Origin of the sequence: Pontibacter chinhatensis, from assembly GCF_900113285.1 — a bacterium.
GTDB classification, from domain to species: Bacteria; Bacteroidota; Bacteroidia; order Cytophagales; family Hymenobacteraceae; genus Pontibacter; species Pontibacter chinhatensis.
Genome location: NZ_FOOT01000001.1, coordinates 1,245,704 through 1,270,823, shown reverse-complemented (window position 1 = coordinate 1,270,823; position 25,120 = coordinate 1,245,704). Strand labels below are relative to the sequence as shown.

Sequence of the window (25,120 nt, the reverse complement as noted above, 5' to 3'; positions counted from 1 at the left end):
AACAAAATGGATAGAAGAGAATCATTCAAGGCAATCGTATTAGGTGCTGTTTCTTCGGCGATACTCCTGGAGTCCTGCGGTACCAAGACTGAGGAGAACGTTGCAGAAGTTATTGAAACGCCTGCCGGAGAACCCGGACGCATGCCGGAAGAGGTGGCGCACCAGGAAGCGGTAAGCTCTAAAACTTTCTTTGCAGAGCATGAGATGGCTACCATCACCTTGCTGGCCAACATCATCATCCCGGCAGACGAGAAAAGCGGAAATGCAGAAGAGGCGGGTGTGCCGGAGTTTATCGAGTTCATCGTCAAAGATAAGCCTGAGTTCCAGACTCCCATGCGCAGCGGCCTGAAATGGCTGGATATAGAGTGCCTGAACCGGTTTGAAAAAGCCTTCAAAGACTGTGATGAAAAGCAGCAGATGCAAGTGGTGGATGCCATCGCTTACCCTCAAAAAGCTGCACCTGAGATGAAGAAGGGCGTCGCCTTCTTTAGCCTGATGCGCAACCTGACAGCCACCGGCTTCTTTACTTCTGAAATGGGAGTAAAGGACCTGGGCTATGAGGGAAACCGCCCGAACCTTTGGAAAGGGGTGCCGGACGAGGTTTTGAAAGAGTATAACCTGGCCTATACCGAAAAAGAATTGCGGGAGTGCGTGCGGTATGATGACCTAGCCTGATGAGGCATTGCTTCAGTAAAAAGTAATAAGAATGTGTATTATTAGCTATACCACATATGAAGTATAAACTACTCTTCACCGCTATTTTAACAACTACTTTAATGGCAGCGCAGGCGCAGCAAAAAGCAAAACCGGAAGACACGGAAGTATGGGAGCCGGTCCCGAAGGTGGTGCAGCCCGGGCAGGTGCACCTGCAGGCCCCCTCAGATGCTTTCATGTTGTTTGATGGGAAAAACCTGGACCAGTGGGTATCAACAAAAGACAGGACCCAACCTGCCGGGTGGACCGTCGCCAATGGGGTGATGACCGTGAACAAACCGGCCGGCAACATTGAGACAAAAAAGACCTTTACCGATTACCAGTTGCACATCGAGTGGCGCATTCCGGAGAACATTAACCTGGAAGGGCAGTCGCGGGGCAATAGTGGGATTTTCCTGGCCTCCACAGGGAAAGGGGATGATGGCTACGAGCTGCAGGTGCTGGACTCCTACCAGAACAAGACCTATGTAAATGGCATGGCGGGCAGTATCTACAAACAGTTTGTGCCGTTGGCAAATCCAGCTAAAAAGCCTGGCGAGTGGCAGAGCTACGATATTTTCTGGAAAGCGCCGGTGTTCGAGGCAGATGGCACCATGAAGTCTCCGGCACGCGTCACGGTCCTGTTCAACGGGGTACTGGTGCAGAACAACGTGGAGTTGCTTGGGCCAACGCAGTATATCGGAACACCCACCTACAAAGCGCATGGTGCCAGCCCCATCAAACTACAGGCGCACGGAGACAAAAGCGAGCCCATTAGCTTCCGCAATATCTGGATAAGGGAGTTGAAATAGCCTGTTAACGGGTAAAAACCAGCCGTTTATACTTGGTTGAGCTACCTTCTCTAAACGAGCAAGTATAAAATGGCTCAGGTATTTAGATGATAGGTTGTGAGTTATTAAGTGAGGTTAATTGATGGTCCTGGCTTTAGGTAATGGAGTCAGGACCACCTTGCTTTCACGACATCAGGAAGTATAAAAAACTCCGGTGCTATCGAGGAATGTTGGCAAGCAGAGGAGAACTTCCCTATACTTCTTAATTAGGCACTAGCTAATTTCATGAACGAGAAAATTCAAACATATTACCTTCTGCATTTCATCTATTTGCCGATTATCTTGATCGTATCCTTAATAAACGAAGAAGGGGATATAGGTACAATAGGATTGGTGATGTTTTTATATACAATTATTCTAGCGCTGAATTATCTATTCAATATGGCTATCACCATAGTCACTTTAAAATTGATTAAGAATAGGAATTACAATATTGTTGGTTATTTGATGCCTGCTGTTATTGCACTAGCATTGTTTAACCCGCTACAAGGATTGATTGAATTTCTTGACCTCGGAGGAGCTAATTTATATTGGATGCTTATCGGTAACTCGGTAATTATGAATTTGATTACTTACTTGATAATTGATAGAAATAGGAAAAAAGCCAGTGCCTGACAAAGTTCAGCCTACATGCTTCGCCTCGCCCATAGGCTGCACCAGTTCAGTATAACATGCATCTTCGTGCTATCCTGTAGCTTACTATCTTACTATAAGGTAAACACTACCATTTCTTTCCCATAAACCCTAAAACCTACTGATGAAGAAATTAAGCATTTGGCTGGCAGCGGCATGTACCGGCGCCTTCCTTTCCTGTTCAAACAGCAGCAACACCTCTGTCCAGGAAGTTGCTCCTCCTCAGCCCCTGCTTCCTGTTCCGACGGAAGCGCAACTGGCCTGGCACGAGATGGAAATGAATGCCTTCATCCACTTCACCACCAATACCTTTACAGACCTGGAGTGGGGCTACGGAGACGAAAGTCCTACCATCTTCAACCCTTCTCAACTGGACGCGGAGCAATGGGTGCGCACGCTGAAAGAGGCAGGCTTTAAGGGCGTAATTCTTACCTGCAAACACCACGATGGCTTTGCCCTGTGGCCTAGCAAGTATACGGAGCACTCGGTGAAGAACAGTCCCTATAAGAATGGACAGGGAGACGTGGTAAAAGAGGTCGCTGAGGCCTGCCGAAAGTATGGGTTGAAGTTTGGCGTATACTTGTCGCCCTGGGACCGGAACCGGGCAGATTACGGGCAGCCTTCCTATGTGGAGTATTACCGGAACCAGCTGCAGGAAATATTTGCCAACTACGGCCCTGTGTTCGAGATGTGGTTTGATGGAGCCAATGGCGGCGACGGGTACTACGGAGGCGCACGCGAAAAGCGCAACATCGACCGCAGAACCTACTACGACTGGCCTAACACCTTGCAAATGGTAGAAGGATTGCAACCGGAGCCTAAAGTGCTATTCTTTAGCGATGCCGGTCCGGACATCCGGTGGGTGGGCAATGAAAAGGGCTTTGTGAGCGAAACGAACTGGAACACCATCAGCAACGATACACTTTATGCAGGTCAGGCAGGTATAGAAAAACTCCTGGGCACAGGCGCTGAAGACGGCGACAAATGGATTCCGGCAGAGGTGGACGTCTCCATACGGCCCGGCTGGTTCTACCATGCCAAGGAAGACTCGCTCGTAAAAACGCCTGAAAAGCTGTTTGATATATACCTGACTTCCGTGGGGCGCGGCTCTACCTTGCTGCTGAACGTGCCTCCCGACAAGCGTGGGCTTATTCATGAGCAGGATGTGAAAGCACTGCAGGAGTGGAGGCAAATGCTGGACCGGGAGTTTAAAACCAACCTGGCGGCGAAGGCAAAAGTGAAAGCCGACTCTTACCGCGGAAACGCAGAGGCCTTTGCTGCTTCTAATGTGACGGACGGGGACAAAGAAACCTACTGGGCGACAGACGATGCGGTTACCTCAGGTATACTGGAAGTGGATTTAGGCAAAACACAGCCCGTGAAGTATGTACTGCTGCAAGAGTACATCCGGCTGGGCCAGCGGGTAAAATCCTTCTCCGTGGAAGTATGGCAGGACAATGCCTGGAAGCCGGTGGCCGATGCCACCACTATCGGGTATAAACGCATCCTCAGGCTCGATAGCCCAATCAACACCGATAAAATCCGCATCCACATTAGCGAGGCCAAGGCAAGTCCAGTCATCGCTAATGTAGAAGTATATTAGAGTGCCCATCAGCAAAGTATAAAATCTCAAGCACCTATACTTGATCCATCTCGGCATGATCAGAAAGCTTATACTTGGCCTGTGCCTGTTTTGCGCGACAACAGCGGTGGCGCAACAGGCAAAGCCGCTTTACAAAAACAGCAAAGCCCCTATCGAAGATAGGGTGAAGGATTTGCTCGGGCGTATGACGGTGGAAGAGAAAGTGGGGCAGCTGTCCACCTTGCTTGGCTGGGAGATGTACCAAAAGCAGGGCAAAAAAGTGACGTTCAGCCCGGAGTATAAGAAAGCGGTGGATGAGCGGCATATCGGCATGCTGTGGGCCACTTTGCGGGCCGACCCCTGGACACAGAAAACCCTGATCACCGGCCTGAACCCTACCTTAGCTGCCCAGGCTACCAACGCGCTGCAAAAGTATGCCGTAGAGCAGACCCGGTTAGGCATACCGTTGTTACTGGCTGAGGAGTGCCCGCACGGACACATGGCCATCGGTACGACCGTTTTCCCTAGCTCCATCGGGCAAAGCAGCACCTGGAACCCGGCCCTGATTCAGCGTATGGCGGCGGCCATTGCCGCAGAGGCGCGCGCCCAGGGCGCTCATATCGGCTACGGGCCGGTGCTGGATTTGGCGCGGGAGCCGCGCTGGTCGAGGGTAGAGGAGACATATGGCGAGGACCCGGTGCTCACCAGCCAGATGGGGATGGCCATGGTCAAAGGGTTTCAGGGGGATAACCTGAAAAGCGGCGCCAATGTGATCTCCACGCTGAAGCATTTTGCGGCTTATGGTGTGCCGGAAGGCGGGCACAACGGTGGCAGCATCAGCACTGGTCATCGCGAGCTGCACCAGAGCTACCTGCCTCCGTTCCGTGCTGCCGTAAAGGCCGGTGCCTTGTCTGTGATGACGGCTTATAACTCCGTTGATGGCGTTCCTTGCTCCTCCAACGAATACCTGCTGTCTGATTTGTTGCGGGATGAATGGGGTTTCGATGGCTTTACCGTTTCGGATTTGGGAAGTATCTCCGGCCTGGTGGGAAACCACCGGGTGGCAGCCACACCCGCCGAGGCCGCAGCACTGGCCATTAACGCGGGCCTGGATGCCGACTTGAGCGGATACGGATACGATAAACATTTACTCGAAGCCATCAGGAGCGGCCAAGTATCGATGGCTATACTTGACCAGGCCGTGAGCCGGGTGCTGCGGGTAAAGTTTGAGATGGGCCTGTTCGAGAACCCGTATGTCGACCCTAAGAAAGCGGCCAGGGTGGTGCGGAACGAGGCGCATGTGCAGCTGGCCCGCCAAGTGGCGCAGGAATCAATCGTGTTGCTGAAGAATGAAAAGCAGCTGCTCCCGCTCAGCAAAAACCTGAAAAGCATTGCCATCATCGGTCCCAATGCCGATAATAGCTACAACCAGTTGGGCGACTATACCGCCCCCCAACCAGAGAGCAACATCACCACCGTGCTGGAAGGCATCAAGGCCAAAGTATCCGGCCAGACAAAAGTTACCCATGTAAAAGGAAGCGCCATCCGCGACACGACTGCTGTCAACATTGCCGAGTCGGTGGAGGCAGCAAAAAATGCCGAGGTGGCCGTGGTGGTATTGGGTGGCTCCAGCGCACGCGATTTCAAAACCGAATACCAAACGACAGGCGCGGCCACGGTTTCAACTCCGGAAAAGGTGCAGGGGTTAAGCGATATGGAAAGCGGTGAGGGTTTCGACCGTGCTACGCTCGACCTGCTCGGCAAGCAACTGGAATTGCTGCAGGAAGTGGTTAAAACCGGCACCCCCGTAGTGGTGGTGCTTATTAAAGGCCGTCCGCTCAACCTCAACTGGATGGCCGCGCATGTGCCCGCTATGCTGGATGCGTGGTACCCAGGGCAGGAGGGAGGCCATGCGGTCGCGGATGTGTTGTTCGGAGACTATAACCCGGCTGGGCGCCTGTCCATTTCCGTGCCGAAGCATGTAGGGCAGCTACCTGTTTACTACAACGCCAAACGACCCGCCAAGCATGATTACGTGGAAATGGATGCGCAGCCACTGTATAGCTTCGGTTATGGGCTGAGTTATACCACGTTTGAGTACAGCGGTCTTGAGGTTAATTCAGCAGAGAACCAGGGCAATGTAGAGGTGAAGGTGCGTCTCCAGGTGAAGAATACCGGCTCACGCGACGGGGATGAAGTGGTGCAGCTATACTTGCGCGACAGGGTAAGCTCGACGGTTACACCGGACAAGCAACTAAAGCAGTTCCAGCGAATACACCTGAAAGCAGGAGAGCAGAAAGCTGTGGAGCTGGTGCTGCAGGCAGAGGACCTGATGCTGCTGAATACAAAAGTGCAGTGGGTCGTGGAGCCCGGTGATTTTGATGTAATGGTAGGCGCCTCGTCTGATGATATCAGGTTGGAGAGCTCCTTTAAAATCAGGCAGGCTATTCAACCGCTTTCGCTGGAGAAATAGCGCTATGGCTCGTTTTAGTAGTATAAGTGGCCAGCAGCCTGAGTATGAAATTTGAGAAATCTAAAGCTCCAGGAAGAGCAGCATAGCACACAGTTCAGGGTTTAGCTTTAGGCGCAGCAGCTGCAGGGCCCTTTTTTTCTGTGTCTTTACTGTGTTAATGGAGATTCCCAGTTCTTCAGCTACCTCCTGATTCTTCTTCCCATCCAGATAGCACATCCTGGAAATCTGCTGACAACCTTCCGGAAGCTCACTTAGGGCGCTGTGTAGCTGGGCTAATACTTCGGCATGAATGATAGCACTGTCCAGGCTTTCTGTAACTGCCGCCATTTCGCTGAGGCTGGCGGCATAATCCGCTTTTACCTTCTGATGCCGCGCTACATTTAAGCTGGCATTTTTCACCGTACTATACAGGTAGTTCTTAATGGCCAACGGGTGTGGAAGAATATCGTATCGCTGGTTCCAGTATTTAATGAAGGCATCCTGGGCGATGTCTTCGGCAGCGGCCTGGGAGTCTACTATCTGGGCGGAGAAATATACCAGACGGGTATAATACCTGTCGAAAAGCTGCTTTAGGTCTGAATTATCGCTGGGTACAGGCTGATCCTCGTTCACGCTCATTTGGAAGTACTTTTATTTAATGCAACTTGTATTCGTAGGATAACTAGAGTTTAAGTATGGATATGGGAGCAGCGTCATTCTTGCTGCTGAAAAGCTGTTTTGTCGAACAAGCATTTGCTAAACTTACAAAGAAAGGAATCGAAATCAAATATAAGTCTATAATGAAAGTAAGCGCTCGCTTTTGACACCCTTTTCATTGCTCCTTTTTGCTACTCAACCACTGATTTATAGTAGCTTTATTTATGCTTGCACCGCCGCTGATTACCTCGTTTTAAAGTAGCAGCAATGGGCACTTGCTCGTCCCGATTCCCTTGTTCCGATGCCCCAAAGCTATCCTTAAAATCATTTATCATGCCCAGTTAGCTGGTTAAGTTAATGTTATGTTTAGGTTAAGGCGCTGAGATGCCCCTTTGCATGAGCCTGCCATACTTGCCGCGAAGGAGAAGGCACTTTTCTCCCACTACCTAAACCAGGATAAAATTTTTTGTATTCCTTTCACCCCTTTTGCTTCCATAGGTGTCTTTACTGCAACATAACCCTTATGGAGAACAAGCAAGAACAATTCGAAAGAGCCGACCTTATCCTTAAATACCTTAGAGGCGAACTCACCCTGCAGGAAGAGCAAGAAATGGAGGCATGGATAGCGGAGAGCGAGAGGAACCGGCACTTTTTTGACAGAATCCAGAACGAGCAGGCCTTGGAGGAAGAACTCGAGTTCTTTTCGAGGATAGATACTGACAAAGCCTGGCAGCGGATCGCTGCACAGACAGTAGACCAGCAGAAAACCAGAAGCCTGTGGAGCAGCAGGTCAGTATGGAAGTATGCCGCAGCCATCACGCTGCTGCTTGCCACTGCTTTTCTTATTTACCAGTCACAGCGAAGTAAACATGCCGCTCCGGCTGCCATAGCGGAAGTTACACCAAACAAGCAACCGGAGGAAATACTCCCAGGTGGCGACAAGGCAAAGCTGACGTTCAGTGACGGCTCTGTCTTCCTGCTGGAGGACATGGAAAACGGCACGGTGCGCGAGGAGCAAGGTGTAAAGGTTGCCAAACTGGATGGTATTGTCTCCTTCGAAATTGCCGACAGCAAAAGCGAGCAGGTGTTCTATAACACCATTTCTACACCAGTGGGCGGGCAGTACCAGGTCGTGTTGCCCGATGGCAGCAAAGTATGGCTCAACTCCGCTTCTTCCCTATACTTTCCATCCGCCTTTGCAGGAAACGAGCGGATCGTGGAGCTGACAGGTGAGGCATACTTCGAGATAGCCAAAAATCAGCAAAAACCCTTCAGGGTTAAGGCTGACAAGGCCACCGTGGAAGTATTGGGAACGCATTTCAACGTGATGGCTTACCCTAATGAGGGGCAACCGACAGCCACGCTACTAGAAGGTTCTGTGCGGGTAGGAAATGGCTCGGTGAGCAAGGAAATAGTGCCAGGCCAGCAAGCCACCATCGGGGAGGATATCAAGCTGCGAAAGGTGGATGTGGATGAAGCGGTAGCCTGGAAGAACGGGCTTTTCTACTTCAACAGTGCTGACATTACCACGGTGATGCGGCAGTTGGAGAGGTGGTACGGCATTGAGGCGGCTTATTCCGGTAAAATGTCTTCCAAGCACTTCTCCGGAATCATCTCACGGAATACGGAAATCAGCAAAGTGTTGGAAATGCTGGAGCTGACCGGGTCAATCCAGTTCAAGAGAGAGGGAAGAAGGATTGTTGTCTCAACGATCTGATGGAAGAGCCGGGGTGCCGAAAGTATAAAGTGCCCCCGACGGAAAGTATGGATTAAGCGCAAGTACAATCACTAAATAACTGTCTTTACCAATTACCCAAACACCCTTCTTTTATGAAACAAAATCTACTACACAGGAGCGGCAGAGGCATCTGTAAATGGCTGCCCAGGATGGTTCCTGCCAAGAGGATAACGATTATGGCCTCGATGGTGACGTGTATGCACCTGCACGCCCACGGCTTCTCGCAAGGGATCTCCATCACAGAGAAGAACGCTTCCCTGCAGCAGGTGTTTAAGACCATCAGCAAGCAAAGCGGCTACCTGTTTCTCTACAACGACGAGCTCTTGCAGCTGGCAAAACCAGTTTCGCTTGATTTAAAAGACGCCGACCTGGAGCAGGCCCTGGCGGAGATCTTCCGCAACCAACCGCTGGCCTACAGCCTGGTAGAAAACACCATTGTGGTGAAGCCTGCCGAGCAAAGTATAAAGCGGCAAACAGGCATTACGGTTACAGGAAAGGTTACCGACAAAAACGGCGTTGGCCTGCCCGGCGTAACGGTGGTGCTTAAAGGAACAAACAAAGGAGCGCCAACGGACGGGGAAGGGAACTACTCCATCGCTGTCCCGGACGGCAATGGTACCCTGATCTTCTCCTACATCGGCTTTATAGCCCAGGAGGTAGAGATCGGCAGCCGGGCTGCAATCAACGTCACACTGTTAGAAGATACCAAAGCGCTGGAAGAGGTGGTGATTGTGGGCTACGGTACCCAGAAAAAAGCTAACCTGACCGGCGCGGTAGACCAGATAAATGCCGAAGACATCGCCCTTCGCCCGGCTAATGACATCACCAGTTCCCTGCAGGGCCTGCTACCCGGCCTGAACATACAGGTGAATACCGGTGACCCGACTGCTACGCCGGACATCAACATCAGGGGCTTTAACTCCATTAACGGCGGCGGGCCGCTGGTGCTCATCGACGGCATCGAGGGAGACATCACGCGCGTGAACCCGCAGGATGTGGAGAACGTGACGGTGCTCAAGGACGCTGCCTCTGCGGCCATTTATGGTGCCAGGGGCGCTTTTGGGGTTATCCTGATCACGACTAAAACAGGTAAGGCCGGCGACATGGTGGTGAACTACTCCAACAACTTCGGCTGGACCACACCTACTACCCGCACCGATTTTATCTCAGACCCCTATGTGTATGGCAAGACGGTGGATGCCGCTATTTTTGGCTACAATGGAACATCCTACACCGGCTACAACGACCTCGACTGGGAAACAATCCGAATGGTATCCAGGGGAGAGATTGCGCCTTTCCATGAGCTGCAGCCAAACGGCACCTACAAGTTATTCTACAACACCAACTGGTACGATTACCTCTTCAAGAAATACCAGTATTCAAACATGCACAACATCTCTGTATCAGGTGGTACGGAGAAACTAAAAGGCTACCTGTCGGGCAGGATTTTCGAGCGGGAAGACATCAACAACATTGCTAACGGGGGCATGGACCGCTACAACCTGAAGGCCAACGTAAGCTTTAAGCCTAACAAGTGGCTGGAGGTGTCGAATAACATCCTCTTCAACCAGGAAAAGGACGAGCAGTTTGGCGGCTACCGCAATGGCTACGGCGGCATGTGGAGTACCACCACCTGGTACTACCTGTATCCCTTCCAGCCCAACATGGTAGATGGCGTGCCAGTGGACGTGTATGGCCAGGGCGGTCCGGCTGCGATGGAGTATGCACAGAACTGGGAACGCACCAATATCGAAGAGCTGACGAACACCTTCAGGGCCAGACTCACGCCACTGAAAGACCTGGAGTTCAACTTCAATTACAGCAACCGCTTCACCAACGAAGCCAGTTCTACTCGCCTCAACTCGTTTGAGTACCTGACCGGCGCACGCCTGGATAGGCAGACAGTAGGCCTTAACCGCCTGAATGAGTGGCGCTGGAAAGATAACTACAATGCCCTGAATGCTTACGGTACATACGAGCGGGAGGTAGGGCGTAACCACCACTTTAAATTGATGGCGGGCTTTAACCAGGAGGATTTTGAGCGTGACCGTGTGTTTGCCCAGCAGGGTGGACTGTTGATGCGGGACCTGGCTAACCTGGCACTTGGCACCGAATTGATGGCTGCCGACGGGTCGGCAGAGCTGTGGTCGGTGCAGGGTTACTTCGGACGTTTTAACTACGATTTTGACGGCAAGTACCTGCTGGAGGTAAATGCCCGCTACGATGGCTCCTCCCGCTTCCCAAGCGAGAGCAGATGGGGGTTGTTCCCTTCTGTGTCGGCAGGCTGGCAGATGAACCGGGAAAGTTTCTGGCAACCCCTGGAGAACGCAATCAGCTTCTTCAAACTGAGAGCCTCTTACGGATCACTGGGTAACCAGAACATCAGCACCAATACCTTCCAGCAAACCATGGGCGTCGGCAGGTCCGAGTGGCTCGATGGTGGGCAGAGAATCATCTATGCCAGTGCTCCCGGGCCACTGCCAAAAGTGGTAAGTTGGGAAACCACCAGCACGATCAACTTCGGGGCTGACTTGGGCTTCTTCAAAAACAAGTTAATGGCCTCCCTCGACGTGTTCCAGAAGGAGACAGAGGATATGTACCTGCCGGGCACGCCACTGCCAGGAGTGTTCGGGGCAGCCGAGCCAAGAGAGAACCTGGCCTCCCTGCGCAACAGGGGCTTTGACCTGAGCCTGAGCTACAACAACAGCTTTGACGTGGGCGGATCGCCGCTTTCTGTACGCGCCACGGCCAGCGTGTCCAACTTTAAGGGCGTGATTACCAAGTTTGATAACCCGAACGGGCTGATGAGCACTTACTGGGAAGGGCAGGAACTGGGCCAGATTTGGGGCTACCATGTGGCCGGTCAGTTCCAGACAGACGAGGAAGCACAAGCTTACCAAAACTCTTTCGTGAACCCTGGCAACAGCCTAGGCAACGTGTATAACTACATCCTGAACGTGGTGCAGAACAACGATTGGAACAGGCTGCGCGCCGGCGACATCAAGTATGTGGACGTGGACGGTGACGGCCGAATCGACCGTGGTAACTATACACTGGAAGACCACGGGGACCTGCAGCCAATCGGTAACGCCATGCCGAAATTCCCATTTGGTTTTAATGTGAGCGCCAGCTGGAAAGGCTTCGACCTATCCGTGGCCGGTGCCGGCGTGGCAAAGCAGAACTGGTACCCAACCGGTGATATTTACTGGGGCACTTACCAGCGGCCATACTTGTCCTTCCTGCGCAAAGACCTGGTAGACAACGCCTGGACACCGGAAAACCCTGGCAAGTATCCGCAGATAGAGCGTGGCTACGCCTCGCTGAACGGCGGCCGATCCCTCTACGAGATGAACGACTATTACCTGGAGAATGTGGGTTACATGCGCGTGAAGAACCTGACCTTTGGGTATACCTTGCCGGAGGCCCTGACCTCCAAAGTTAGCGTGAAAAGGCTGCGGGTATACTTTAGCGGGGAAAACCTGTTCACGGTGCGCTTCGGCGGCCTGAGCAAGTACATCGACCCGGAGCAGGCAGGTTCTGCCATCAACTATTCTAACCCGAGCAGCGCCGTGGGTAGAGCCGACTTAAGAGACTATCCGATGGGTAAAACGTATTCGCTGGGCATTAACGTGACGCTATAACTCACCCTGATGATTTCTACTAAAAGATGAAAAGAATATACATAACTTCCGTTTTCGCTTCCATCGCCCTTCTTTTTACCGGTTGTGAGAAAGACTTTCTCGACAAGCCCCCGAAAGACGTGGTGGACGCAGAATTCTTCTTCAAAACCGCTACGGACCTGGAGGTAGCCACCAATGATTTTTACACCATGTTGCCTACCACCGGGGTGTACAGCGATGACGCCTCTTCGGACAACATTGTGCCTTTGACTGCAGCCGACAGGGTACGTGGTAACCGCATTGTGCCTACCACCCGTGGCAGCGGCGGCTGGTCCTGGGGCAGGTTGCGTGACATAAACTTCTTCCTGGAAAACTACCACCGGGTGCCCGACGAGGCAGCCAAGCGCAAGTATAGCGGCATCGCCCGCTTCTTCCGCGCCCACTTCTACTTCGACAAGGTAAAGCGCTTTGGGGATGTGCCTTGGTATAACAAAGTGCTGGATGCCGGAGACCCTGACCTGTACAAGGCCCGCGACCCGCGCAAACTGGTGATGGACTCGGTGATGGCCGATATTGACTATGCCATTGCCAACATTCCGGCGGAGGTAAAACTAAACCGCATCACCAAGTATACTGCCCTGCTTCTGAAAGCGAGAATCGCGCTGCATGAAGGCACCTACAGAAAATATCATGGGCTGGGCGATTATGAGGGGTTGCTGCAGCAAGCCGCTGCCGCCTCAGAGGAACTGATTAATTCAGGAGCCTATAGGTTGTTTACGGCAGGCGGGCCTAATGTGGCTTACCGCGAGTTGTTTTCCCGTAACGCACAAGATCCTACAGAGACTATCCTGGCCAGGGACTATGAGCGTGATCTAGGCCAGCACAACCTGGGCTACCTCATGACGGCGCCTACCCAAGGGGCCTGGGGTATTACCAAAGATCTGATCAACAGCTACCTGATGAAGGACGGTAGCCGGTTCACAGACCAGGCAGGGTATGAGACCATGGAGTTTTATGAGGAGATGCAGAACCGCGATCCCCGTCTGACGCAGACCACCGCCGGACCGAATTTTACCGTGTACGGTGAGAGCACGCCTGAGCCGGTGAATCTGAACGGCACCACCACCGGTTACCGCGTAATTAAAGCGCTTCCTTCCCGTGATCAGTGGACAGCCTCTTACATGGACATCATCATTTTCCGTTATGCTGAGGCCTTGTTGGTTTATGCGGAAGCCAAAGCCGAGTTGGGCACTCTTACGCAGCAGGATCTGGATATCAGCATCAACAAGCTCAGAGACAGGGTAGGCATGCCGCACCTCAACCTGGCACAGGCCAATGCCAACCCCGACCCATACTTAGCGGCCATGTATCCGAACGTGGACGCAGGAGCTAACAAGGGGGTGATCCTGGAACTTCGTCGGGAGCGCAGGATTGAGCTCTTCAACGAGGGGCACCGCTGGGATGATTTGATGCGCTGGAAAGAAGGCAAGAAAATAGAGCAGCCGATGGTGGGCATCTACTTCTCCCGCCTGGGCGCGCACGACTTCAACAACGACGGCAAAGCCGATGTGTTCCTGCACGATGGCAATGCCTCCGGTGCGCCGAAAGAGGCTTCCACTATCATCAACATCCAGCAGCGGCCCTTAACCAACGGCACCTCAGGCTACTTGAACCCTTTCCAGTTGGGTGGCTACTTCGACGAAAGCCGGGACTATTATTACCCGCTGCCGATCGAGGACCTGCGGTTAAATGAGAACCTGGAGCAAAACCCGAACTGGGAGTAAAATTTTCACACCCATGAAAAGAACCGAAATGTTAACAATACTACTTGCCTGTTTCCTCAGCTTCAGCGCCTGCGACTCGGGAAAAGATGAGCCCAAGCCGGAGGAGCCAGCGAAAGAAGACCCGGTAGCGCCCCTGAAAATTGGCTATGGCTTAGCCATCGGCAACTTTACTGCCGAAAAACTAACCTACGCCAAATCGGTGGGGGTGAGCTATGTGGAGGCCTCGGGTATGAGCCTGTTCCTGGACGGGAACCGGAACTTTAAGCTCTCGGATGAGGAGATCATCAAGCGACTGACGGAGGCGAAGAAAGCAGCGGACGCGGCCGGCATCAAAGTATGGTCGGTGCACATGCCCTACGGCCAGAACATCGACCTCTCTATCATCAACGAGGAGGACAGGCAGGATGTGGTGGACAAGCACAAAAAGCTGATCGGATTCCTGAAGATTCTGGAGCCGCAGATTATACTTTTCCACCCGAGCTACTACCTGGGCCTAAATGAGCGCGACAGGCGCAAAAGCCAGCTGATCAAGTCGGCTACGGAGCTCGACAAAGCGGTGCAAAGTATAAACGCCACCATGGTGCTGGAGAACATGCTCGGCCCGGAATTAACGGCCAGCAATGGCCGGGAGCGCCCCCTGATGCGCACGGTAGAGGAGACGGTGGAAATCTTTCAGAGACTGCCCAAGACCATCTACTCAGCCATCGACATGAACCACATCAAGAACCCGGAGAACCTGATTAAGGCCATGGGCAGCCGCCTGAAAACGGTGCACATCGCGGATGGTACCGGGGCGGCGGAGAACCACTTCTTCCCGTGCACCGGCGAGGGCAAGAACAATTGGAACGCCATTCTGGCGGCTTTGGAGGAGGTGAAGTATACCGGACCGTTCATGTACGAGAGTGCCTTTGAGGATGAGAAGGACTTTGCCACGTGCTACCAGTCGCTTTATACCAATTATATCAACAGCAAATAAGCAGGGTGCCGGCGGGGCAGACCTGTCCCGCCGGCGCCATTGCTAAAAACCAGCATCAACCATGAACAGAATACGACAATTCAGTTATATCACGCGGTTCTTCCTGGCTGCCTTTTTACTTATCGCGGTGGCGGGCTGCAAGAAGGATGAAGAGGATTTTGAACCCAAGCTGTTTCTGGAGAACGAGGCATTCTCCGTGGCCAACACCAGCAGCAAACACGCTGTTGTTTTTCTAACCAACCAAGCCTGGCAGGCAGCGACCGACGTGGATTGGATTACCCTGGAACAGACCGCTGGCGAGAAAGGAAAAGTGAACCTCTCTTTCACGGTGCAGGAAAACGATGACGATGAGCGAACCGGCAAAATTACGGTAACAGCCAATGGCGTTACGCAGCAGGAAATTGTGGTAACGCAGGAAGCCGGCAACCGGGATGACATCTACGTGAAGGTAGGCGGCACGGGAGAAGGCTACTCCTGGGACGAGGCCACCAGCCTGGAGAATGCGCTGGCCATCGCGGTGAGCGGCAACACCATCCACATCGCAGAAGGCGTTTACACGCCGACTGTGACCGTAACCGGTGGTGAGGCAGGAGACGCAGGCGACGTGACCTTTGAAATCAGCAAGTATATTCGCTTAAGAGGGGGCTACCCGGCTGATGCCACAGAGGGCAGCGAGGCAAATCCGCAGCAGTATAAATCCATACTTTCCGGCGGCGGCGTGGCCTATCACGTGGTAACTGTGTCGGCACCGAAAACAGAAGGCCAGAAAGTAGTGCTGGAGGGCCTGAAAATCACGGAGGGTAAAGCGGGTGCAGCCACCACTTCGGCCAAAATTAACGGAACAAACTTCCGAAGAGACTACGGCGGCGGCATCACCATCGGTAACGCTGTGGTAGACATCCTGGACACCGAGATTGTGGACAATAACTCTGAGAAGAACGTAGCTGGCCTGTATGCTTTCGGCGGCTCGGTGGTCACCATCCACAGAAGCAAAATAAACAACAACAACTCGGCTGGCAATGCCGGTGGCGTGTGGATCAGCGAGTCTGTTGCTAACATCTACGACACGGAGGTGATAGGCAACTCTGGCGGAACAGCCGCAGGTGTGCACGGTTACCCTGAAGCCACGGTGAACATGTATAATTCTGTTATTGCCGATAACAAGGGCCGGTCTTATGGTGCCGCCTACTACATCCGCCAAAATTCCAAGGGCCTGCTGGTAAACTGCCTCATCTACGGCAACACCAGTACCTCTGCCAACGGGGGCGGTGGCGTAATGCTATACCAGGACAACGAGGCAACAATTGTGAACACCACCATTACCGGTAACGCCATCGCCGGACCTGGCGGTGGTATTTACAGAAGAGCAGGGGTTAACAAGGTGAATATCTACAACTCCATTGTGTCAGGCAACACGCAGAAAGACGACGGGCCGGATGTGGATGCCTACGAAGCCGATGCGCCAGCACCGGTGGTGCAGTCCTCGGTGTTGGGAAGTATAGCCTACGACGCGACCGGCGAGGCCATCGAAGGAGCCAGCTTCAGCGCGGGCACTATGTTGACTGAGGCCTATGTGCCGGTGGGGGAAAACAACCCTGCCCTGGAGCATGGTATGAGCACTGATGACCTAACCAGGTTGGGTGGTAGCCTTACCCCTGCCGTGGAAAGCAGCATGATAACAAAGGACCAGCAGCAAAAGAGCCGCTCCGGCTTGCGCACCATGGGCGCGCTAACTGGCGGCAACTAATTACTTATAAAGTATGGGGAGTTATACTTTATACTCCCCATACTTTTTATACTTGTTGCGCTACGTTTTCTTGACGGAGGGCATGTAGAAAGTATAGGTGCTGCGGTTGCCAAAACCCGACACCTTTTTGTGTAAAAATAAGAGCGTATTATGAGAAACGGAATCCTCGGCAAGCTATCAATAAGGTGGGTATTTATACTTTTGGCGATACAGGTAACCAGCCTGCAGGCCGTGGCGCAGCAACAGCCGGCCGCCCAGCGGAACGGCATGCTCATTTTAGGCTCTGCCGACCGGAACACGCTGGTGGAAAGGGTGGAGGTGGGCTACCGGCTCTTCGCCTCGTCCCCCTCGTTCGATTACATCGTGGTGTCAGGTGGGTGCGCCGCGCATCAATCCAAAATCTGCGAAGCCTCTGAGATGAGGGAACTGTTGGTAGCCAAGGGCGTACCGGCAGAGATTATCTTTGAAGAGGAGAAATCCAAAACTACGGTGCAGAATTATACTTATAGCCGCCTGCTCCGGAAGGCCGACGGCACCAAAGTCATAAGGCCCGGCGACAAGCTTTACGTGGTCTCCAACCACTGGCACGCCATTCCGGTGGCAGCGCGCTTCACGGCCAACGACAGTGTCACGGCCGTGTACCACATCGAGGGCGGTATCCTTCCCAAAAGCACCGACAAGGTAAACTACACGAACATCTTCGACCCGCAAGTAAAAAGCGAGGTGTATGTTGCCAAGGCGCTTTGGCCCATGGTGGGCGCAGGCTTTACGGTGGAAAACAAGAAGAAACGCGAACACACGACTTATCGCCTGATAAACGACCTGGTGTATGTGGAAAGCACAGGAAAGGCTGGCAGTGGAAGCGTTGAAAAGATTGCCCATACGTTGCCTGCCATTCCCGCTGCCTGGGTTGGTGAGGTAGACGCCGTTTACTTTAACAGCAGTGATAACAAGGTCTATATCTTCAAAGGTACGGAGTATGCCCGCTTCTCCCCGGAGGCCAAAACGCTGGATGCGGGCTTTCCAAAACCCTTGGCAGACCTAGTGAAAAACCTGCCCACCCATTGGCACAAGGGCTACCTGGATGCGGCCTTCTATAACCCGAAGAGCAAAGAAGTTTTCCTCTTTAAAGGGGAGGAGTACCTGCAAGTGCCGGCTGGTAAAAACAAAGGGGCGGGAGAACCTCAGCAGATTAGCACGCTGGTGTCCGACTGGCCTTTTGCCTGGGGAAGCGGTAACCTGGATGCCGCCGATTACAACAGCCGGGAGAACAAGGTATACTTGTTCCGGGGGAAAGAATACGTCGTGATATCGCTGGAGGGAGGTATGAAAGTGGAGCCGGACTACCCGAAAAACATAGAAGTGGCGTGGCCGGAAAGTATACTTGGAAAGAAGTAAACCGCTGCACGCTGAAATTCAACATCGCTTAAGAATTGCATATGAAAAAACTTTTAGCCCTATTGTTGCTCCCAGCCATGCTCTTGGCCGGCTGCTCGAAAGACGAAGTAACGCCGGACAACACGCCACCTGTCGTGCAGGTGCCCCAGACCGTAGCCGAACAACTGGCCAACGCAACCTGGGAAACCAAAAAAGTATCGGAGTCTATTGTCTGGAAGTATAAGCACTTTGATAACCTTTTCAATTCCAACCAAAGCATCACCATCCTGGAAATCGACCTGAAAGACGAAAAACTGAAGGTGGATATGCCTTACGTGACGTCGGGGTTCCTGAAGACAAGCGAGGGCGCCGCCCGCGTGAGGGCCACCGCAGCCATCAACGGTTCATACTTTGATACTTCCAAGGGAGGCTCCACCGTCTTTTTTAAGAAGGATGGCCAGGTGATTAATACCACCCGGAGCGGCTTTACTCCTTACCGCGAGAACGCAGGCTTTGCCATAGCGGCGGACAGAAGTATCTCGATTGAGAAGAAACCCGCAGCAGGCTGGAGCTCGCTAAGCGAAGCCAATACGTTGCTTACCTCGGGGCCATTGCTTGTGTACGAAGACAAGCCGGTAACGCAGGTGCAGGAAGTCTTTAACACCAACCGCCACCCCCGGACGGCAGTGGGGCTTACGGCCGATAACCGCCTGATTGCGGTGGTGGTGGACGGCAGGTTTTCGGAGGCCCACGGCATGACCACCGAGGAACTGGCCACCGTGATGCATGCCCTGGGTTGTGTGGAGGCCATGAACCTGGACGGCGGAGGCTCTTCTACTGCTTGGCTCCGCAACCGCGGTGTGGTTAACTACCCCTGCGACAACAAGAAGTTTGACCATGAAGGTGAGCGTGGCGTGGCCACGGTCATTGCCTTTGTGGAGGAGTAAAATGAAATATCAAGTATAAAACGAGTAGGGCAGGCATGGGGAATATTTCATGCCTGTCTCGTTTCCTAGCCAAAGCCTAAGCTTAAAACGCAACGCATGGTGGCTGCCAGCCATCGTTTTGACCATCGCATAAACCCCAACAGATGAAAGAATTTAAACTTACCTGGGCGCTGCTTATACTTTTCCTTGCCGCTGCAAATCCATCCTTTGCGCAATCTACCGTCTATACACCTGCCACCGATTTAACGTTGGTTGGCAAGGTGCTACCCACCCAGCAAGTATACCATCGGGTGGATACGGTGGATCACCCGGATATGCCTAAGGCAGTAAAAAGACTTCTGACCAACTCAGCCGGCCTGGCCATCGCCTTCAAGACCAACAGCACGACAATCTCTGCCAAGTGGTGCACCAGTCCCCGCACCACCTTGTCTAACATGACGGCCATCGCCTACGAGGGGCTGGACCTATACATTAAAAAGGATGGGCGCTGGCAATTTGCCGGTGTGGGCAGGCCCAACGGCGACTGCACCGAGTATACGCTGGTGCGCAACATGGCCGAAGGAGAGAAGGAATGCCTGCTCTACCTGCCCCTCTACGATGAAACCACCAGCCTGGAAATCGGCGTTGCCGCCGGGGCCACCCTGCAGCCACTGCCTGACCCTTTCCAGAAGCGCATCCTGATGTATGGCTCCAGCATTTTACAGGGCGCCTCGGCCAGCAGGCCGGGAATGGCCTACCCGGCGCGGATGAGCCGCGCCACAGGACTGAACTTTATGAACCTGGGCCTGAGCGGCAGCGCCAAAATGGAAAAAGCGGTGGCTGATATGATTACCACCATCCCGGCGGATGCCTTTGTATTGGACTGCGTGCCCAACTCCTCTCCGGACGAGATACGCGAGCGAACCGCTTACCTGGTGAACACCATCCGGCAGCATCATCCGAAAGCACCCATTTTTGTTATTCCCAGCACCGTGCGGGAGAACGGGGCCTTTGACCAGGAGGTAGGCAAGCGGGTGCAGGCGCAGAACGAACAGATAAAGCAGGAGGTGGCGAAGCTGCAACGCAGCGGCGTGAAGGATTTATACTTGCTTTCCTATCCCCGGCAGCTTGGCGATGACCACGAAGGCACCATAGACGGCAGCCACCCCAACGACCTGGGCTTTGACCGGATGCTGCAGCAACTGCAGCCGCAATTGCTGAAAATACTGCGCAAGTATGACCTGGCCGGCAGGTAACAGAGAGGGGTATCAGGTTAGGTGTATACTTCATCTATACTTGTAAAACGCTGAATCAGAGTTTAAACAGTAAAGCGAAGCCTGCTTGCAAGAAGATAAAAAGTATAGAATAAATTTTTCTTAATAATGTGTTTGCGTGTTCGTACACATTTTATATATTTGTGATATGATAGGTTAAGTTATTAGGGGCTATTAGTGACATTTTAGTTTTCCTGATTGTGTTAAATGCCTCCGCAGATGCGGGGGCATTTCTCGTTTGTATACCTGCATAGTTCAGCACATCCCCAAAACCCTTCACCGCATCCGCAAACAGCTCTCCACCTGACGCATTTCTTAACCTAAATCAAGGCGCGGGAGGGGGCAACGGTGGTACCTTTGTAAATGAAGGTACAGTTATACTTTGGCAGGCTGTACGGTTAACATTTATTAAGAACTGAAACATGAAGCGAAAGCAGTTCATTAAAACACTTGTAGCAGGAACAGTAGGTATGACCACTTTATCAGCATTCAATAGATTTACAGAAGACCTGGGGGAACAGGACCAGCTGATGCCGGTGCTGTTTATGGGCCACGGCTCCCCGATGAACGGCATCCTGGACAACGAGTTCAGCCAGAAATGGGCCAAGGTAGCCAAAGAGATTCCGACACCGAAAGCCGTGTTGGTGGTGTCGGCGCACTGGCTGAGCAAAGGCACCCGCATCACGGCCATGGATTTCCCGAAGACCATCCACGACTTTGGCGGCTTCCCGCAGGAGTTGTTCCAGGTGCAGTATAACGCGCCGGGCAGCCCTGAGCTGGCCAAGGAAACAGCTTCCATCATCACCTCCACGCAGGTAGAAATGGACCACGACTGGGGCCTGGACCACGGCGCCTGGACGGTGGTGCGCCACATGTACCCCGAGGCCAATATCCCGGTGCTGCAGCTAAGTATAGACTATACCAAAGGCCCGCAGTACCACTACGACCTGGCCAAGGAGCTCATGAAGCTGCGCAAGAAGGGCGTACTGATTATGGGCAGCGGCAACATGGTGCACAACCTGCGCATGGTGGCTTGGGACAAACTCAACGACGATGAGTACGGCTACGACTGGGCCATCCAGATCAACAACAAGTTTAAGGAGCTCATCCGAAACGGGGAGCACGACAAACTCATTAAGTATGAAAAACTTGGCCGCGAGGCAATGATGGCCATCCCGACGCCGGAGCATTACTGGCCATTGCTTTATACTTTAGGTTTGAAAGGCAGCAAGGATGACATCACCTTCTTTAACGACAAGGCCGTAGCGGGCTCACTTACCATGACCTCGGTACTGATTGGGTAAGTGTTCCTTTGTTAGCTCAAGACAAGATTTTATACTTTACACCCGGCGCAGCAGCAAGCGTCGGGTGTTTTTGTTCTCGCCCTCACCGGGATTTTAGCAAACCGCCTTTTTTGTCCGGTTGCCGGTAGGTAGTATTTCGCGAAAGAGGTGTGGCGGGAAGCGGTGCTTGCGTAGAAACTACTAAGCGGGTATGGTGCACTTTAAGTTTTGTACTTAGTTGGCAAAGACTTCTCCGGAGGCTACCAAAAAGTATAAGGTAACGGAAAGTATAAAATCTGTTTTGTGTGCTGAATCCTTTTAATCATAAAAGAGTTTCTACCTTTGCAGCCATGTAGTGCAGGCAAAGGGCTGCCTCTTATTATTTTGTACTTTTTATACTTTGCTCCGGTAGTTCTCCATACCATGAGGGCTGCTGGTAATGATAGTTTATTATATGGCGAACAGGGCTGATAATTTGAAGAGGCGCACGGACGAAGACCATGTAGGGGCTGGCCATAACTACATGCCAGAAGCCTGTATGTCTGTGTCAGGGAAAGGCGACGCCGACAGGGAGTTGTTGTACCACACGGATTACGTAGATATTATTTTTGACAAGCCCAACAACCTGCTGCATGTGTGCTGGCGGAGGTCGGTCAAAAGCCACGAGTACCGGGATGGAATAGAGGAGACCGGCAGGCACCTGCTGCGCCTGGATGTAGGAAAGTTGCTGGTCAATAACCAGCGCATGGGTGTGCTCACCATGGATGACCAGGGATGGCTGGCCAAAATCTCCATCGAGGTAATCTCCAAAAGCCACCTGAAGTACCTGGCTATCGTGTCCTCCACAGATGCGCTGCAGCAAATGACAAACGAGGTGCTCGACAAACGGGTGAAGGTTAAAGCTCCGCCCTTTATTACCCAGTATTTTCTCTCAGAAGAGGATGCCCTGGAGTGGCTGGTTGCAGCATAACTGAGCCAGGGCTATCCTACCTGCCTGTCAGCCTTCTAACCTATCTTCCAGGTGATGGTAATGGTCTCCGATACATCAATGTCATCGGGCTCAAAGTCGGGGGCAGCATCGTAGGTAGACACTACATCCGTTTCATACAGCCGGTAGTCGTGGCGCTGGGAGCGGATGGTAAGCTCCCGGAAGGAGTAATCGATGTCGAGGATTTCCTGTAGCTGCACGCCGGTGGCCTCCGCGATGAGTTGGGCGTTTTCCTTGGCTTTGGCTATGGCCTGCAACACCAGTTGCTGCTGCTGTGCGACGGCGTCGCGCACCCCAAAAGCGATGCTGAAATCCAGGTTGTCGAGCTGCTTTGCGAGCTGACCCAGCAGGCGGTTGAGCAGGTGTTTGTCCAGCGGCAGCTCCAGCTCCAGGTGGTGCGTGGCCCTGAAACCGTTGAATTCATGCTTCTCAGTCTTCTTGTTCCAGGTCGTTTCCTTCCGGATGCTGAAGTCTTTTGTCTTCAGGTTCTTGCGTTCCACGTGCACGCTCTCTAATATGGCACGTAAACTTTCCACCTTATTGTTGAGGGCATCTACCGTTTTCTCGTACTCCCATTCGTGTGCCGAGGCATCAAAAGAAAGTATAACGATGTCTGGTGAGACGGACAGTTTGCCCCGCCCCGTTATCTGCAGTTTTCGCTCCATGGATGTGTGGGTTTTATATCAGCAAGTATAAATATAGTTAAATTATTCAGAAGCAGGAGCGAAGTATAAAAGTATACCTGGAGGGGGCTCATACTTTCTCTTCGGGTTAGACATTTTAAAGTCCTTCTGAATTTTTAGGAATTTCTGACGTTATTTGCGTAAGGCTATATTCGGCTCTTAAAATAGAACTAAAGTATAAAATAAAAGAACGAAGGATGACAACGGAAGCAGAAACGAAAGACAGGCTTTTCGCGGAACTGGAGCAGGAGCTGCAGGCAAAAGGCTTTAACATAGACAAGCAGGACCGCACCCGCCCCTGGGGAGGCTTTTTTGTAATCGACGAGTCGCAGGCCCAGTGCTTTGCCGATACTTATTTTAACGGCATTTCGGTGGATGACCTGAAGATTTCCGGCAAACTGAGCCCGAAGATTCTGGTAGTGGCCCCGGAGAAACGTTTGTCGTGGCAGTACCACCACCGCAGAGCCGAGATCTGGCGCGTGGTAAAGGGCACTGTGGGCGTGGTAACGAGCGATACTGATGAAGAGGGAGCGCAAAAAGTACTTAACCCCGGCGATCAGATAAAGCTGCAGCAAGGCGAGCGCCACCGCTTGGTGGGTCTGCAGGACTGGGGCGTACTGGCCGAGATATGGCAACACACCGATGCTGCCCAGCCTTCTGATGAGGAAGACATTGTGCGCGTGCAGGACGACTTCGGCAGGTAAGTTATACTTGCTACAACATCAAAAAAGCGGCCGCTGCTTATTCAGCAACGGCCGCTTTTGTTATTGTATACTTGTCCGGTCGGTTTATGCTTCCTTTCCGTTCCAGTTTTTGGCAAACAAGCTGCCAACTACAAGTGCTCCCAGGGCCAGGGCACCGGTGAGTACCTCCTGGCGGTGCAGGCTCAGCCATGTCTGCGGGCTGCTGTAAGTAGCCTGGTCGTCGAAGGTGCCGTGCGCGCCGTGGTCGCCGGGCAGCGGCTCGTAGAGGTTGTCTTTGCGGTTCGGGTCTTCGGGCTGGTCTGTCTGCTGCCCGTCAAAACCTGTGTTAGCCAGTACATAGTCGGCATACCAAGGGGCGATTTTGTTGCCGATAATGGCCTTCAGGGTAGGGTAGCCCACGCGGTACTCGCGGCGCTCGTGCTCGGCGGCATATACAATCACTTCGGCGGCCACCTCGGGCTGGTAAATGGTGCCCATCGGGCGCGGCTTGTTGGGCAGGCGCGACTTCACGAAACCGAACTGGGTGGTGTTCATGGCCGGCAGCTGCACCATCGTGATTTTCACATTGCTTTTGTCGTGCATCAGCTCAGTGCGCAGCGAGTCGTAGAAGCCCTGGATGGCGTGCTTAGCCCCGCAGTACGCCGACTGCAGCGGAATGCCGCGGTAGGCCAGCGCCGAGCCCACCAGCACAATAGAACCACGGTCTCGGGGCAGCATGCGTTTAAGCGCCGACAAGGTGCCGTACACCTGGCCCAGGTACGTTACGTCGGTCACGCGTTTATAGTCCTCAGGCTCCATTTTCTTTACCGGGCTGAAAACGCTGTTCATGGCGTTGTTCACCCATACGTCAATCTCGCCCAGTTCCTGCTCTATTTTCACGGCCGCTTCTTCCACCGCCTTTGCATCGGCCACATCCACCTGCACCCACACGGCCCGGCGGCCCATTTGCTCTATTTCCCGTTTGGCGCCTTCCAGGCCATCTTTGCCTCGGGCCAGCAGCCCCACGTCATACCCTTGCTTGGCGAACTCGCGGGCGCAGGCGCGGCCTAACCCGGCAGAGGCACCGGTAATCACCACTACGCCTTTAGAGGCTCCGTTTCGGTTATTTTCATCAGTCGTCATGTTGTATATCGCTTCTTGAGTTTATACTTT

Annotated in this window: 19 protein-coding genes; 16 read left to right on the top strand and 3 right to left on the bottom strand. The window is 52.9% G+C overall.

From position 1 onward, the window contains the following. Window positions 1–6: 6 nt before the first annotated feature. The 5 genes from BM040_RS05330 to BM040_RS05310 all read left to right on the top strand — a co-directional run bounded on the left by BM040_RS05330 (window position 7) and on the right by BM040_RS05310 (window position 6,232). The gene (locus BM040_RS05330; RefSeq protein ID WP_092099412.1) at window positions 7–675 is read left to right on the top strand and encodes a gluconate 2-dehydrogenase subunit 3 family protein; all 669 of its coding nucleotides are present in this window, start codon (window positions 7–9) and stop codon (window positions 673–675) included. A gap of 56 nt (window positions 676–731) precedes the next feature. Continuing rightward, window positions 732–1,505, top strand: coding sequence for a 3-keto-disaccharide hydrolase (locus BM040_RS05325; protein WP_092099411.1), 774 nt, complete (start codon window positions 732–734; stop codon window positions 1,503–1,505). A 264-nt stretch (window positions 1,506–1,769) separates the two neighbouring features. Beyond that, window positions 1,770–2,159 (top strand): hypothetical protein, encoded by a 390-nt coding sequence (locus tag BM040_RS05320; RefSeq protein ID WP_092099410.1) that lies wholly within the window; start codon window positions 1,770–1,772, stop codon window positions 2,157–2,159. 142 nt (window positions 2,160–2,301) lie between these two features. Further along, window positions 2,302–3,780: an alpha-L-fucosidase gene (locus BM040_RS05315; protein ID WP_092099409.1), complete on the top strand. Its 1,479-nt coding sequence runs from the start codon at window positions 2,302–2,304 to the stop codon at window positions 3,778–3,780. A 55-nt stretch (window positions 3,781–3,835) separates the two neighbouring features. Next, window positions 3,836–6,232, top strand: a complete 2,397-nt coding sequence (locus tag BM040_RS05310) for a glycoside hydrolase family 3 N-terminal domain-containing protein (RefSeq protein ID WP_092099408.1) — start codon at window positions 3,836–3,838, stop codon at window positions 6,230–6,232. Window positions 6,233–6,292: 60 nt separating this feature from the next. Here the strand turns inward: BM040_RS05310 and BM040_RS05305 are convergent, their stop codons facing one another. Then, a complete protein-coding gene (locus BM040_RS05305) occupies window positions 6,293–6,850 on the bottom strand; it encodes an RNA polymerase sigma-70 factor (RefSeq protein ID WP_092099407.1) in 558 nt (185 codons plus the stop codon). Window positions 6,851–7,391: 541 nt separating this feature from the next. Between BM040_RS05305 and BM040_RS05300 the strand changes: the two genes are divergently transcribed. From BM040_RS05300 to BM040_RS05255, 10 genes are all read left to right on the top strand, one after another. Next, complete coding sequence (locus BM040_RS05300; protein WP_092099406.1) at window positions 7,392–8,585, top strand: FecR family protein; 1,194 nt, start codon at window positions 7,392–7,394, stop codon at window positions 8,583–8,585. 113 nt (window positions 8,586–8,698) lie between these two features. Next, complete coding sequence (locus BM040_RS05295; RefSeq protein WP_217646691.1) at window positions 8,699–12,247, top strand: TonB-dependent receptor; 3,549 nt, start codon at window positions 8,699–8,701, stop codon at window positions 12,245–12,247. Window positions 12,248–12,273: 26 nt separating this feature from the next. Continuing rightward, complete coding sequence (locus BM040_RS05290) at window positions 12,274–14,010, top strand: RagB/SusD family nutrient uptake outer membrane protein (RefSeq protein WP_092099404.1); 1,737 nt, start codon at window positions 12,274–12,276, stop codon at window positions 14,008–14,010. 13 nt (window positions 14,011–14,023) lie between these two features. Beyond that, entirely contained in the window at window positions 14,024–14,986 is a 963-nt protein-coding gene (locus BM040_RS05285) for a sugar phosphate isomerase/epimerase family protein (RefSeq protein WP_092099403.1), read from the top strand. 61 nt (window positions 14,987–15,047) lie between these two features. Further along, window positions 15,048–16,733, top strand: coding sequence for a BACON domain-containing protein (locus tag BM040_RS05280; RefSeq protein WP_092099402.1), 1,686 nt, complete (start codon window positions 15,048–15,050; stop codon window positions 16,731–16,733). A 150-nt stretch (window positions 16,734–16,883) separates the two neighbouring features. Next, window positions 16,884–18,131: a hemopexin repeat-containing protein gene (locus tag BM040_RS05275; RefSeq protein ID WP_092099401.1), complete on the top strand. Its 1,248-nt coding sequence runs from the start codon at window positions 16,884–16,886 to the stop codon at window positions 18,129–18,131. A gap of 41 nt (window positions 18,132–18,172) precedes the next feature. After that, window positions 18,173–19,057, top strand: a complete 885-nt coding sequence (locus BM040_RS05270) for a phosphodiester glycosidase family protein (protein WP_092099400.1) — start codon at window positions 18,173–18,175, stop codon at window positions 19,055–19,057. Window positions 19,058–19,200: 143 nt separating this feature from the next. Continuing rightward, on the top strand, window positions 19,201–20,292 hold the full coding sequence (locus BM040_RS05265; protein WP_092099399.1) for an SGNH/GDSL hydrolase family protein: 1,092 nt from the start codon (window positions 19,201–19,203) through the stop codon (window positions 20,290–20,292). Window positions 20,293–20,780: 488 nt separating this feature from the next. Next, window positions 20,781–21,614, top strand: a complete 834-nt coding sequence (ygiD, locus tag BM040_RS05260) for a 4,5-DOPA-extradiol-dioxygenase (RefSeq protein ID WP_092099492.1) — start codon at window positions 20,781–20,783, stop codon at window positions 21,612–21,614. 454 nt (window positions 21,615–22,068) lie between these two features. Beyond that, window positions 22,069–22,563 (top strand): hypothetical protein, encoded by a 495-nt coding sequence (locus BM040_RS05255; RefSeq protein ID WP_139217765.1) that lies wholly within the window; start codon window positions 22,069–22,071, stop codon window positions 22,561–22,563. 35 nt (window positions 22,564–22,598) lie between these two features. Here the strand turns inward: BM040_RS05255 and BM040_RS05250 are convergent, their stop codons facing one another. Further along, entirely contained in the window at window positions 22,599–23,246 is a 648-nt protein-coding gene (locus BM040_RS05250) for an SIMPL domain-containing protein (protein WP_092099397.1), read from the bottom strand. 215 nt (window positions 23,247–23,461) lie between these two features. Between BM040_RS05250 and BM040_RS05245 the strand changes: the two genes are divergently transcribed. Next, window positions 23,462–23,968: a cupin domain-containing protein gene (locus tag BM040_RS05245; protein ID WP_092099396.1), complete on the top strand. Its 507-nt coding sequence runs from the start codon at window positions 23,462–23,464 to the stop codon at window positions 23,966–23,968. Window positions 23,969–24,052: 84 nt separating this feature from the next. Here the strand turns inward: BM040_RS05245 and BM040_RS05240 are convergent, their stop codons facing one another. Further along, a complete protein-coding gene (locus BM040_RS05240) occupies window positions 24,053–25,090 on the bottom strand; it encodes an SDR family oxidoreductase (RefSeq protein ID WP_092099395.1) in 1,038 nt (345 codons plus the stop codon). Between the last annotated feature and the right edge of the window lie 30 nt (window positions 25,091–25,120).